This is a genomic window from Streptomyces sannanensis (assembly GCF_039536205.1).
GTDB classification, from domain to species: domain Bacteria; phylum Actinomycetota; class Actinomycetes; order Streptomycetales; family Streptomycetaceae; genus Streptomyces; species Streptomyces sannanensis.
On the sequence record NZ_BAAAYL010000001.1, the window covers coordinates 6,596,032 to 6,609,194 of the forward strand.

Sequence of the window (13,163 nt, forward strand, 5' to 3'; positions counted from 1 at the left end):
ACCATGGACGACCTCAATGCCCTGGCCCATGAACACCTTGCGGCGGCCCGCGCCTCCGCGCACGGCCGCAGCGCGCACCTGGTGCTGCGCCAGGAGCCCTTGCGGCAGAGTGTGATCGCCCTGACGGCGGGCTCCGTGCTGGACGAGCACAACGCCCCGCCCGCGGCGAGCCTGCAGGTGCTGATCGGCACCGTACGGCTCACCGCGGCGTCCGGCGACGTCCAGCTGGCCCAGGGTGCGCTCCACCCGATCCCGCAGGAACGGCACGGGCTCAGGGCGGTGGAGGACTCCGTGGTGCTGCTGACCGCGGTCAACGACTGAGGAGCCGGTCCAGGAAGACCGTCTGTGCCGTCACGATCACCGTCCGGGCCTGTCCGACGGTGAACCACGCCACCCTGTCGAGCTCGGGGAACTCGCGGACGGTGCCCGACCCCTTGGGCCACTCCATGGTGAACGTGCCCGGGACCACCAGGTCCGGGTCGAGGTCGTCCTCCACGGCCCACACCGTCACCACCTTGCCGCCTGTCTGGCGCACCTCGCCGAGCGGTGCGTACGGACCGCCGGGCGGCGGCAGACCGAGCTCCTCCTGGAACTCCCGCAGGGCGGCGTCGAGGGGTTCCTCCTCCGGTCCGTGCTCGCCCTTGGGAATGGACCAGGCGCCGGTCTCGCGCCGCTCCCAGTACGGCCCGCCCATATGGCCGAGCAGCACGTCGATGTCCCCGTCGGCCGCCCTGCGGAACAGCAGAAGGCCCGCACTGCGCTTCTCAGGCATGACGCCCAGTCTGACACCGCGGAGGCCCGGTGCACGCGCGGACAGGAGGTGGCTCCGAAACGGGCCCTGGTCAGCATTATGCAACTCATTGCATAATCGCGAGACGACTACGCCGAGGAGACGTCGATGACCGACTACCCGCACCTGCTGAGCCCCCTCGACCTGGGCTTCACCACGCTGCCCAACCGTGTGCTGATGGGGTCCATGCATGTGGGGCTCGAGGAAGCGGAGCGCGGCTTCGAACGGATGGCCGCCTTCTACGCCGCCCGCGCCCGCGGCGGGGTCGGCCTGATCGTCACCGGCGGCATCGCCCCCAATGACCGGGGCCGCCCGTACCCCGGCGGGGCGAAGCTGACCACCGAGGCGGAGGCCGAGCGCCACGCCGAGGTCACCGCCGCGGTGCACCGCGAGGGCGGGCGGATCGCGATGCAGATCCTGCACTTCGGCCGGTACGCCTACCACCAGGACCTGGTCGCCCCCAGCGCGATCCAGGCGCCCATCAGCCCCTTCGTACCGCATGCGCTCACCGACGACGAGGTCGAGGAGACCGTCGAGGACTTCGTCCGGGCTGCCGCGCTCGCCCAGCAGGCGGGATATGACGGCGTCGAGATCATGGGCTCCGAGGGCTACCTCATCAATGAGTTCATCGCCGCCGCCACCAACCACCGCACCGACCGCTGGGGCGGCTCCTACGAGAACCGCACGCGCTTCCCACGCGAGATCGTCCACCGGGTACGTGAACGCGTCGGCTCCGACTTCATCATCGTCTACCGGCTCTCCATGCTGGATCTGGTGCCCGGCGGCTCCTCGCTCGAGGAGGTGACCGCCCTGGCCAAGGAGATCGAGGCGGCCGGCGCGACGATCATCAACACCGGCATCGGCTGGCACGAGGCCCGTATCCCCACCATCGCGACCTCGGTGCCGCGCGGCGCGTACGCCTGGGTCACCAAGAAGGTGATGGGTGCCGTCTCCATCCCGCTGGTGACGACCAACCGCATCAACACACCGGAGAAGGCAGAGCAGTTGCTCGCCGACGGCTATGCCGACATGGTGTCCATGGCACGCCCCATGCTCGCCGACCCCGACTTCGTCACCAAGGCCCGGCAGGGCCGGCCCGAGACCATCAACACCTGCATCGGCTGCAACCAGGCATGCCTCGACCACACCTTCAGCGGGAAGATCACCTCCTGTCTGGTCAATCCGCGCGCCTGCCACGAGACCGAGCTGGTCCTCTCACCGACCCTCCCCCGAGCTCTCGGCTCCGCTCGAGCAGGGGGGACCCCCATCGCCAAGCGCCTCGCCGTCGTCGGCGCCGGCCCGGCCGGGCTCGCCTTCGCCGTCTCCGCCGCCGAGCGCGGCCACACGGTCACCCTCTTCGACGCGGACGGCAGGATCGGCGGTCAGCTCAACATCGCGGGCCGGATCCCGGGCAAGGAGGAGTTCCACGAGACCCTGCGCTACTTCCGCACTCAGCTCGAACTGCGCGGTGTGGAGGTCCGGCTGAACACCCCCGTCACCGCGGACACCTTCGCCGCGGGGGAGTACGACGAAATCGTCGTCGCCACAGGAGCCACCCCCCGCACCCCGGACATCCCCGGCGCCGACCACCGCAGCGTCCTGAGCTACCTCGACGTGCTGCGCGACGGCGCCGAGGTCGGCGAGCGTGTCGCGATCATCGGCGCGGGCGGCATCGGCTTCGACGTCGCCGAGTTCCTCACCGACTCCGGCGACTCGGCGAGTCTGGACCCCGAGACCTACTTCCGCGCCTGGGGCGTCGACACCGAATACCGTGCGCCGGGCGGACTCCGGCTGCCCGTGCGGCCCCATCCGCCGCGCAGGGTGCATCTGCTCCAGCGCAAGACCAGCAAGGTCGGCGCCGGCCTCGGCAAGACCACCGGCTGGATCCACCGCACCGAGCTCAAGCACCGCGGCGTCACCATGGTCGCGGGTGTGAGCTACGACCGTATCGACGACGAAGGGCTGCACATCACCGTCGACGGCGAGAGCCGCGTCCTCGAGGTCGACACCGTCATCCTGTGCGCAGGGCAGGAACCGCGTCGCGGACTGTACGAGGAGCTGCGGGCCGCCGGACGCACCGTGCACCTCATCGGCGGCGCGGACGTCGCCGCCGAACTCGACGCCAAGCGCGCCATCGACCAGGGCACCCGGCTGGCGGCCACGGTCTGACCGTAGGTACCTAGGATGCTCGCATGTCCCTCCCGCACGCGATCCTCACCGCCCTGCTCGAGAAGCCGTCGTCAGGGCTGGAGCTGACCCGCCGGTTCGACAAGTCGATCGGCTTCTTCTGGCCGGCCACGCACCAGCAGATCTATCGTGAGCTGGGAAAACTGGAGCAGGCGGGGCTCATCCGGGCCCTGCCCTCCGCGCAGCCGACCCGCGGGCAGAAGAAGGAGTACGAAGTCCTGCCCGCGGGCCGTGCCGAACTCACCTCCTGGGCCTCCGGACCCCAGGATCCCAAACCCGTCCGTGACGCCCTGCTGCTGCGCATGCGGGCGGCCGCGGTCGTCGGAACGGAGGGGCTGGAGGCCGAGCTCCGCCGCCACCTCGACCTCCACCGGCAGCAACTCGCCCACTACGACGCGATCGAGAAGCGCGACTTCCCGCCGGGGAAGGACACCACCGAAAACCGGCTCCGCCACCTCGTGCTGCGTGGTGGCATTCACCTGGAAAGCTTCTGGATCACCTGGCTGGAAGAGGCACTGACGGAAATCGGCAGGCCGGACGCGCTGCGGCAGCCACCGAGCCCGGGGAGCGACGACCCCGTGAGCCCGTCCGGCGCTTGAGGACCTCATAGCTTCCGGTAGTCGTACGCTTCCCGTGCCGCCGCCTCCACCGCATCGATGTCCGCCCCGGCCGACGCTGTGACCACCGCCGCCACCGTGCCCTCCACAAAGGGCGCGTCCACCAGCCGTGTCCCGTCCGGGAGTTCACCTCCCTCGGCAAGCAGCGCCTTGACGGTGAGCACCGCACTGCCCAGATCGGCCAGCACCGCCACCCCCGCACCCCGGTCCACCGTGTGAGCCGCCGCGGCGATCAGCTCCGCGCTTGTGCCGAATCCGCCGTCGGGCGTACCGCCGGCCGTCGCCACCGGTGCAGTGGCTCCGCCGCCCGCGAGAGCCCGCGCCATGTCGGCGACGGCCTCGGCGAGCTGCCCACTGTGGGACACCAGCACGATTCCGACCGCTTTCTCCGCGCTCATCCGGCCACCTCCGCGAGCGCGGCGATCAGCAGCGAGGAGGAGGCCGCACCCGGGTCCTCATGCCCGACGCTTCGCTCGCCCAGATAGCTCGCCCGCCCCTTGCGCGCCAGAAGCGGTACGGTCGCCAGCGCCCCCGCCTCCGCAGCCTCTCTCGCCGCGGTGAACGACTCGCCGAGCGCTTCCGCCGCGGGCAGCAGGGCATCAAGCATCGTCTTGTCCCCGGCGGCGGCCCCGCCCAACTGCGCCACCGCGGCAACCCCGGCGTTCAGCGCCTCGGCCAATTGCTCCCGGGTGACCTCGCCCGCATCACCGAGCGCCTTGCCGGCGCGGCGCAGCAGCGTCCCGTACAACGGTCCGGACGCGCCGCCCACCGTCGAGATCAACTGCCGCCCCGCCAGCATGAGTACGCCCCCCGGGGTCGCCGGAGGCTCCTTCTCCAGCGCGTCCGTCACGGCCGCGAATCCGCGCCGCATATTGATGCCGTGATCGGCGTCCCCGATGGCCGAGTCGAGTTCGGTGAGCCGGTCCGCCTCACGGTCCACGGCCGAGCCGCAGGCGATCATCCAGCGGTGGAAGAACTCCGCGCCGAGCACGGTCAGCACCCCCACCGCAGCGCCGGAGTGTTGACCGGAGCGTCCCACAACCGCAATAGCTCCTCGTTCACTTGACAGAACGTCACCGACGCGCCGGCCATATCGAGAGAGGTCACATAATTCCCCACGAGCGTACGGGCCACCGGCACCCGGCGCTCGGCCAGCACCCGGTGCACCTCGGCGCCGAAGCCGTACAGCTCCAGCAGCGGGGTCGCCCCCATCCCGTTGACCAGCACCAGCACCGGACCCCTGGGCCGCAGATCGTCCAGTACGGCGTCCACCGCGAAGTCCGCGATCTCGTGCGAGGTCATCATCCGGCGCCGCTCACGCCCCGGCTCGCCATGGATGCCGATCCCCAACTCCAGCTCACCCGGCGGCAGATCGAAGGTAGGACTGCCCTTCGCGGGTGTGGTGCAGGCGCTCAGAGCGACCCCGAAGCTCCGGGAACTCTCGTTGACCTGCCGCCCGATTGCCTCGATCCGCTCCAGCGGAGCCCCCTCGTCGGCTGCCGCGCCCGCGATCTTCTCCACGAACAGCGTCGCCCCTGTGCCGCGCCGTCCGGCCGTGTACAGGCTGTCGGTGACCGCCACATCGTCGTTGACCAGCACCTTCGCGATGCGCACACCCTCTTCCTCGGCGAGCTCCGCGGCCATCTCGAAGTTGAGCACGTCACCGGTGTAGTTCTTCACGACGAACAGCACGCCCTCGCCACTGTCCACGGCGGCCGCGGCCCGTACCAGCTGATCGGGGACCGGCGACGTGAACACCTCTCCCGGGCAAGCCGCGGACAGCATCCCGCGCCCCACGAACCCCCCGTGCAGAGGCTCGTGCCCCGACCCGCCACCGGACACCAGCCCCACCTTGCCGGCCACCGGGGCATCTCGCCTGACGACCACTCGGTTCTCGATGTCCACGGTCAGCTCCGGATGCGCGGCGGCCATCCCGCGCAGAGCATCGGCAACCACGGTTTCGGGGACGTTGATGAGCATCCTCATGGGTACCTCCTAGGGAGCCTGGCAGATGGGACTCTGAGCAGTGTTTTTGCTGGTCGGAATGGGTGAGGTCAGATATCGATCTTGGCGGTCCGTGACGGTCGGAAGCGGATTCTGGCGGTACTGATGCTGACTTTGATGACGGATCATCAGGTGACTGTGGCGGTCGGAGGTGTCTTGGCTGGATTCCTGATGTCGGCAGTATCGACCTTGCGGCAGCGAAGGTCACGCGTGCCGACACTCGGGGCGTGCTGGTCGTGCGCCCCCTGGGCGGCGTGGGAAGGGAAGGTGGCACGGGAATGTTGTCGCCAACGGCGCGGGGTACTTCGGGTTGCGATCCCTGGTCGTTCCGGAGGACAATCGCCACTCCTCTGGAGCGGCCGAGGATCGCAACGATCTCTGCCACGTTCGGAGTCCTCGATGGCTCACCGGCCGCAGTGCGGCATCGGGCTTTGTGGGGGTGTGGGCACCTCGACCACCGCGACCGCGGATGCTCGCAGTCCTTGAAGGGCCGCCTGCGACGCCGCGGACGTGGTCATCGAAACGGAGCTCCTAGGCCAAGATGTCAATGCGGCCTGCACACGCGTTCAGGACCCCGCCAGTTACTTGCACCCGGGTGCCGAAGAGGGTGGCCGCGTACAGCTGGAGGGAGCCGAAGTGGAAGCCGGGTCCCATGGTGACGCCGGTGGGGTGCCGCGGGCCCGAAGTGCGTGGTGCTGGCGTCCAGGGCCGCGCCCGTTTTGGGCGGAAGGGGCAGTTTTCCAGCCCTGCACTCTTCGGTGCCCTTCAAGTCCCTCCGGCGGATCCACTTCGTCGTTCGGAGAAGTGTTGTCTCTGGTTGGGATCTCGCCATTCTGGACGGGGTGTCTGCCAGGCGGCGAGGGGCCTGGAGGTGCGGTCCTTTCCGACGTGCTGACGGACGCGATGGTTGCGCACGCGGCCGTCCGGTAGCGGGGTGACGGTGGTGCCGACGGACCGTGATGGTTTGGCGGACCGGTCGTGTGGCCGGTGTCGCGCGGCTGTCGTCCGGTGTCGCCGACTCCTTGGCGACGTTCGCCACCTGCTGCGGAACCGGGCGTTCACCGTGCCGGGCACCACTGCGAGTGGTGACGTGCAGATGGCTGGTTCTCGCTGGTTCGTCAGGCGTTCCGGGCGCGGTTGAGGTGCCCGGTGGGCGTGAGTTCCCTGTGGGGCACGGTTGACCGAAAAGGCCTCCTGACGCGTACTGGTCAAGATGTGGAGGGGGCTGCATGCTTTCTCTCGGTTCCCGCCGCAGCCACTGCACCCCCCCCAACCGCACGGGGCACAACTGCATATCCCGCGCACACCCCCACACACAGGGACAGGAATGGGCGGACTGAGCGTCTGTACGAACCCACTTCAACCAGGGAGAGTTCGTGGCTAGACACAGAACCGCCGGCCCCAGCAGCTCGGACAGAAGGAGAACGGCGCTCGCCGCACTGACCGCCGCGGTCATGGCGCTTCCTCTCGCGATCGGGGCCCAGCCGGCTCTGGCGCAGACCGACGACCCGCCCGCGCTCAGCGCCTTCCAGGCCAAGAGCGAGGGCGAACTGCTCGACCGGTTCGCGGAGAAGGCCGACGGCGCCAAGCTCGCCTTCTGGGTCACGATGAAGGACTCGGCCGACCTGAGCGAGGCGAAGAAGGCGAAGTCCAAGGCGGCCAAGGCGCGCGCGGTCCGCGCCGCCGAGACCTCGTTCGCCAAGAAGTCCCAGGCCGGGGTCATCGCCGCGGCCAAGGACGCCGGGGCGAAGTACCAGTCGTTCTGGATCTCCAACACGGTCAAGATCACCGGTACCCAGGCTCTCGCCGAGAAGCTCGCGACGCGCTCCGACGTGGCGGCCCTGGAGGCCGACACCCCCGTCGATATGCCCGATCCGATCGCCTCGGCCACCGAGCCCACGGTCAACGGCATCGAGTGGAACGTCGACCGGATCAACGCCCCCAAGGTCTGGAACGAGCTGGGCGTCACGGGCGAGGACATCGTTGTTGCCAACATCGACACCGGTGTCCAGTACGACCATCCGGCGATCAAGGCCAAGTACCGCGGCCTGAAGCCGGACGGAACGTACGACCACGCCTACAACTTCTTCGACCCGGCCAACATCTGCGCGGGCGACACCCCCTGCGACAACAACGGGCACGGCACCCACACCATGGGCACCATGGTCGGCGACGACGGCGGCGCCAATCAGATCGGTGTCGCCCCGGGCGCCAAATGGATCGCGGCCAAGGGCTGCGAGTCCAGCACCTGCTCCCGCGCGTCGCTGCTCTCCGCGGGCCAGTGGGTGATCGCCCCCACCGACCTGTCCGGTGCCAACCCCCGGCCCGATCTCGCCCCGGACGTCGTCAACAACTCCTGGGGCGCCAACCGCATCGACACCTGGTACAAGGACACCGTCCAGTCCTGGCGGGACGCGGGCATCTTCCCCGCCTTCTCCAACGGCAACAACGGCCCCGGCTGCAACACCGCCGGCGAGCCGGGCGCGAATGTGAACTCGTACGCCAGCGGTGCCTTCGACGTGAACAACGCGATTGCCCCCTTCTCCTCGCGCGGTACCGGCGAGGGCGGCGCGATCAAGCCGAACATCGCGGCCCCCGGCGCCAATGTGCGCTCCTCGGTGGCCGGCGGCGGCTACTTGCCCATGTCCGGCACCTCGATGGCCTCCCCGCACACCGCGGCCACGGTCGCGCTGATGTGGTCGGCCTCGCCCGCGATCCGCGGGGACATCGCGGAGACGGAGAAGCTGCTCAACCTGACCGCCATCGACGTCGACGCCACCAACTGCGGCGGCACGGCGGCCAACAACAACGTCTTCGGTGAGGGCCGCCTCGACGCCTTCGCGGCGGTCAGCGCGACGCCGCGCGGCGCACTCGGCGCCCTGGAGGGCAAGGTCACCTCGGGCGGCGCCGCTCTGGCCGGTGCCACCGTCAGCCTCGACGGGCCGATGAAGAGGACCGGGACCACCGGCGCCGACGGCTCGTACACCTGGCCGAAGCTGATGGTCGGCGACTACAAGGTCACCATCACCAAGTTCGGCTACCTCACCGGCACCGGTGAGCTCACCGTCACCGAGGGCCGGACCACCACCCGGGACTTCGCCGTCGACGCCGCCCCGACGGTCGTCCTCAAGGGCAAGGTGACCAGTGAGGGCGGAGCCGAAGGCGGCGCGTCCCTGGTCGTCCAGGGCACTTCGGTCACGGCCACCGCGGCCGCTGACGGCAGCTACGAGATGACGCTCCCGGTCGGCACCCACAACGTGGCCGTCACCTCCGCCGGCAGGTGCGCCTCGGCCATCAGCGTGAGCGTGGAGCTGGCCGCCGACAAGACGCAGGACATCCAGCTGCCCAGCCGCACCGACGCGTTCGGCCACGCCTGCCGGCTCTCCTCGGGCGGGGACTTCCCGACCGGCGAGACCAAGCTGACCCTGTCCGGCACCGCCAGCTCGGCGAAGATCGACTTCCCGTTCCCCGTGCCGCTGTACGGCAAGGCCTACCGGTCGGCGAACGCCAGTACCGAGGGCGCGCTCAACTTCGACAACTCCAGCGAGAACAGCGGCAACAGCACACTGCCCAGCACGTCGGCTCCGAACGGCTCGCTCTACCCGTTCTGGGACAAGCTGATCGTGGACGCGGAGGCCGGCATCTACTGGTCGGCCCGGGGGACCGCGCCGCACCGCCAGATCGTCGTCGAGTGGCGCAACGTCCAGATCGTCTTCGCCCCCGCCAACCGCGTCACCTTCGCCGCTGTGATCTCCGAGGACGGCTCGGTGTCGTACCACTACAAGGACATCGGCACCGGGATGTACGAGGGCGGCGAGGGCGCCACCATCGGTGTGGAGAACGAGACCGGCACCGAGGCCTTCCTGTACTCCTACAACCAGAAGACCGTCACCGACGGCATGAGCATCTCCTTCCGCACCACCAAGACCGGTGTGGTCACCGGCACGGTCACCGACGCCAACGACGGCAAGGCCCTCGAAGGCGTCACCGTCACCGTCACCAAGGACGGTACGGCCGCGGGCAGCGCCCCCACGGCCGTCGACGGCCAGTACCTGGTGTCCGTCCCGGCGGGCACCGACACGGCGGACTACGCGGTGTCCTTCACCGCCGCCCACTACTCCGCGGCCGGCGTCACCCGCTCGCTGAAGGCGGGCGGCATCGAGGTCGCCGACGCGGACCTCGAGACCGGTGTGGTCACGGCCGGCACCAAGGCCTACACACTGGTCCTGCCCGCCGGGCAGACCCGCACCCGCCCCCTCGCCCTCTCCAACGCCGGTTCCGCGGTGACCTACCAGGTGGCGGAGAAGGACGGGGCGGCCTGGGTGAAGCCCTCCGTGACGAGCGGCACCCTCGACAGCGGGGCGGGCCGGCAGCTGACCCTCACCTTCGACACCACCGGCGCCACGCCCGGTTCGGTCCTCACCGGCACTCTGCTGGTGAACTCCGAGTCCGCTCGCAAGCCGGTCATCGAGATCCCGCTGAAGGTCGTCGTACCCGCCTATCAGGCGGCGCTCGACGCGGGCACGGCCGGCCGGCAGGTCGACGCGCTCGGTGACACCTGGGGCCCCGACCAGGCGTACGCCGCCGGATCGTACGGCTACCTCGGCATCGGCAACGAGGTGAGGACCAACAAGGCCATCACCGGAACCGATGAGCAGGCGCTCTACTCGACCGCCCGCCAGGGCGCGTACGAGTACCGCTTCGACAACCTGCCCGACGGCGTCTACCAGGTCGAACTCGGCTTCGCCGAGCTCACCGAGAAGGCCCCGGCCAAGCGGGTGTTCGACATCCTGGCCGAGGGCACGGAGCGCATCTCCAACCTCGACCTCGCCCTGGAGGCCGGCGCCCTCGCGGCCCACGACCGCACCTTCACGGTGACGGTCACCGACGGCCAGCTGAACCTGCGCCTGGTCGCCGTCACGGGCAAGACCCTGGTCAACAAGGTCCGCATCTCGCACCGCCCGGACCTGAGCAGCTGATAAGCGCCCTCGGATGCCGCCGGGCGGTACCCGAGGGCCGACAGAACGCCTCAAGGGGTGGCGGTACGGGCTTCGTCCCGTACCGCCACCTCGCTGTCCGGGGAATCGGATGAGCCGGTATCTCACCCGTATCAAACGCCTGCGCGATTTGGACGAAACCCGTCCAGCGACTCATGAGCGGCGCCGAAAGCGCGGCGCCGCGCTGCTGGGCGGACCGGGACTCCCGGCCGATGACGCCGCTCGGGTCGGGCACGCCGTGCTGGGTGGTGGCCAGGAGGCGGACCGCCGCGTCCGGCAGGCCGGGACGGTAACGGGCGTAGTCGGCGGCCTCCGGCCCGAACAGGGCATCGTCCGAACCCGAAGCAGGAGCTGCCTGGGTGGGTCGGGTCATCGTGAATCTCCAGTCTCACCAGGGGCGTGGGCAAACTGCCAGGTCAGAGCGCCGTTCGGGCTGGCGGCCCGCTGGACGCCATCGGCGTCGAGGTGGAGCCGGTAGACGGCCGGTTCACCGGCCGCCCTCCAGCGAGCTGCGACATCCTGGACCTCTGCCCAGATGCCCCGGGGCCCGTTGCTCGTCACGTCCCATCGGTGGTAGCCGGCCGCTTTCACGCGCATCCACGACCCGCACTGCGGCGCGCCGATCGTCAGGTCCTCGGCGCGGAATTGGCGCACCAACCCCGGGTGAAGGGCGTCCAGGGCCAGCCATACTGCCCGCCATCGACGGCCCCGGGCCTCGGCGCCTGCTGGAGCTCTTCGCCACCTGGCACGTCCAGCGCCGCCTGCACACCCTGGCCGACCGCGGCCCGCTCACCAGCAAGCAGATCCACCAGGCTCCTCGTCGTGCGGGGTGCAGCACGCGGCGGCAAGCGCTGTGCGGGCCTGTGCTGCGCCGAGCACGCGGCTGCGCAGGACATGGTCGTCGTCGCTGAGACAGGGGATGACGACGAGCCGCAGCGGCGCCGTCTCCCGTACACGGGTGGAGGAGGCGCGGGCGAACGCACGTGGGGTCAGGGCCGCCTTGCGGGCGCTGCCGAAGACGTCGGGCAGGGCATGCGGGATGGGCAGGCCCTCGCGCGGAGGCAGCGCGGCTAGGGTGCCGCCACCAATCCGGACGGAGAACGGCACCCCGGCCACCGCGCCGGCGCCGGCGGTGACCAGCGCCCGGTCGGAGGCGATCAGGTCGGCTGCCGCGGGCGGCGAGCGCGGTCAGCACGGTGGTCTTGCCCGCCCCGGACGGTCCGGCAATTAGCACGCCGCGGTCGTCGAGAGCGGCGGCCGAGGCGTGAAAGACGGTCCAGCCGCGGTGCTCGGCGCAGCGCAGGACGACCTCGCGGACCACACGCATCAGGTACCGCTCTCCGCGCTCGGCCCCGGGCTCCAGCAGCACAGTCAGCCGGCCTTCCGCGTCCCGGGCGTAGAGGTGGTCCTGGGGCAGGTGCGCGTCCGGGCCGGGCCGCCACCAGGTGAGCTGGTCGAGCTGCCAGGACCGGTACGGCTCGCCGCGGAACGGCACCACGGTCAGCGACGGGGCGCCCACGGCGCGGGCCATCCGATCGGCGAAGAGGTCCGCGTCGTGGCGGATGTGGACCGTCGTCGTCTCCCCGCACGGTGGGGCGAACAGAAGTTCAGAGGTGAAGGCCCGAACGGACCGCTCTTGGGCGGCGGCGAAGGTGGCGTCGGTGACGGTGTGAAAGCGGCGTGGTCCATGTTGCCGATCTCGTAGCGCCAGGTCCCGAACCGGCCGCGGGGATAGATGGCGTGGGCTTCCATCCACGGCATCACCTGCGCCAGGATCTGGTCCCTCCTCAGGGTGGGCACCGGGTAGGCATACGGGATCACCTCGACGTGGACACTGGCGAGCGGCGCCTGCTCGGGCACCAGGCCGTGACGGCGAAGCACTTGGTCACAGGAGCGGACCAGAGCATGACGGTCGAGGCCCTGGCCGCGGCCCGGGTGGAGTGCAGGTCGTGACGGCCGTCCGGAAGTCCATGGTGCGGTTCGCCGGCCGGACACCGACCACCGACGCGAGGTCGTGGCTGTACTTCCCGCAGCCCGACGGCAGGTGATGGAGGTGCTGCTGGAAGGGGTACGGCATCCACCCGTCGCCGTAGCGCGAGCCGGCGCCAGATCTCGCCGGTGCCCCCGGACGCGGGTCATTGACGTCGGTGGTGACCGGGGGCTGCCTGCCATGCTTGCCCTTGCGGGCGGCGGTGGAGCCCATCGAGGCTTGACATCGCGGATGTTTTCCCGCTCGGTCTCCGCCATGGCGGCGAATGTTTCGGTGAGAGGACTCCGGTCACCTGCCTGAGTTCTCTCAGTCGGAAGCGGGCCTGGCCCTGTTCGAGCGATGGGGCCGGGTGCCTCCTGTCCGGGTGGTGGTGGGGTTCAGGGCTCGTCGGTGACGTGGATGACGGCATTGGGGCACAGGCCGGCGGCGAGGCGGGCGCGGTCGTGGAGTTCGGGTGGAGGCTGCTCGTTGAGGAGGACGACGGTGCCGTCGTCGTCGGACTGGTCGAACAGTTCCGGTGCGGTCAGGGCGCACTGGCCGGCGCCGCGGCAGCGATCGTGGTCGATCCGGATCTTCAT

Annotated in this window: 12 protein-coding genes; 6 read left to right on the forward strand and 6 right to left on the reverse strand. The window is 70.1% G+C overall.

All coding sequences use genetic code 11. The features are described from left to right. The first annotated feature begins 3 nt into the window (after positions 1-3). Positions 4-321, forward strand: coding sequence for a cupin domain-containing protein (locus ABD858_RS30865; protein WP_345043719.1), 318 nt, complete (start codon positions 4-6; stop codon positions 319-321). Here the strand turns inward: ABD858_RS30865 and ABD858_RS30870 are convergent. Next, positions 311-772: an NUDIX hydrolase gene (locus tag ABD858_RS30870; RefSeq protein ID WP_345043720.1), complete on the reverse strand. Its 462-nt coding sequence runs from the start codon at positions 770-772 to the stop codon at positions 311-313. The genes ABD858_RS30865 and ABD858_RS30870 overlap by 11 nt on opposite strands. A gap of 126 nt (positions 773-898) precedes the next feature. Here ABD858_RS30870 and ABD858_RS30875 point away from each other — a divergent pair, with 126 nt between their 5' ends. Continuing rightward, positions 899-2,959, forward strand: a complete 2,061-nt coding sequence (locus tag ABD858_RS30875) for an oxidoreductase (protein ID WP_345043722.1) — start codon at positions 899-901, stop codon at positions 2,957-2,959. Positions 2,960-2,982: 23 nt separating this feature from the next. After that, positions 2,983-3,576, forward strand: a complete 594-nt coding sequence (locus ABD858_RS30880) for a PadR family transcriptional regulator (RefSeq protein WP_345043725.1) — start codon at positions 2,983-2,985, stop codon at positions 3,574-3,576. 5 nt (positions 3,577-3,581) lie between these two features. Here ABD858_RS30880 and ABD858_RS30885 read toward each other — a convergent pair whose 3' ends face one another. From ABD858_RS30885 to dhaK, 3 genes are read right to left on the reverse strand one after another with little or no spacing between them, the layout of a single operon-like run. Beyond that, complete coding sequence (locus tag ABD858_RS30885; protein ID WP_345043726.1) at positions 3,582-3,992, reverse strand: PTS-dependent dihydroxyacetone kinase phosphotransferase subunit DhaM; 411 nt, start codon at positions 3,990-3,992, stop codon at positions 3,582-3,584. Then, positions 3,989-4,585, reverse strand: coding sequence for a dihydroxyacetone kinase subunit DhaL (gene dhaL, locus ABD858_RS30890; protein WP_345045027.1), 597 nt, complete (start codon positions 4,583-4,585; stop codon positions 3,989-3,991). Before dhaL ends, ABD858_RS30885 begins: the two co-directional genes overlap by 4 nt. 2 nt (positions 4,586-4,587) lie before the next feature. After that, positions 4,588-5,580: a dihydroxyacetone kinase subunit DhaK gene (gene dhaK, locus ABD858_RS30895; protein ID WP_345043729.1), complete on the reverse strand. Its 993-nt coding sequence runs from the start codon at positions 5,578-5,580 to the stop codon at positions 4,588-4,590. 1,394 nt (positions 5,581-6,974) lie between these two features. Here dhaK and ABD858_RS30900 point away from each other — a divergent pair. Continuing rightward, positions 6,975-10,577 carry a S8 family serine peptidase gene (locus ABD858_RS30900; protein WP_345043731.1) on the forward strand — a complete coding sequence of 1,201 codons (3,603 nt, stop codon included), beginning with the start codon at positions 6,975-6,977 and terminating at the stop codon, positions 10,575-10,577. Between the two features lie 807 nt (positions 10,578-11,384). Here the strand turns inward: ABD858_RS30900 and ABD858_RS30905 are convergent. Continuing rightward, positions 11,385-11,702 (reverse strand): hypothetical protein, encoded by a 318-nt coding sequence (locus ABD858_RS30905; RefSeq protein WP_345043733.1) that lies wholly within the window; start codon positions 11,700-11,702, stop codon positions 11,385-11,387. A gap of 157 nt (positions 11,703-11,859) precedes the next feature. Here ABD858_RS30905 and ABD858_RS30910 point away from each other — a divergent pair, with 157 nt between their 5' ends. Beyond that, positions 11,860-12,300 carry a hypothetical protein gene (locus tag ABD858_RS30910; RefSeq protein WP_345043735.1) on the forward strand — a complete coding sequence of 147 codons (441 nt, stop codon included), beginning with the start codon at positions 11,860-11,862 and terminating at the stop codon, positions 12,298-12,300. Between the two features lie 122 nt (positions 12,301-12,422). Beyond that, positions 12,423-12,548, forward strand: coding sequence for a hypothetical protein (locus ABD858_RS30915; protein WP_345043737.1), 126 nt, complete (start codon positions 12,423-12,425; stop codon positions 12,546-12,548). Between the two features lie 414 nt (positions 12,549-12,962). On the opposite strand, the gene ABD858_RS30920 is transcribed toward ABD858_RS30915, so the two are convergent. After that, positions 12,963-13,163 carry a ferredoxin gene (locus ABD858_RS30920; protein WP_345043740.1) on the reverse strand — a complete coding sequence of 67 codons (201 nt, stop codon included), beginning with the start codon at positions 13,161-13,163 and terminating at the stop codon, positions 12,963-12,965.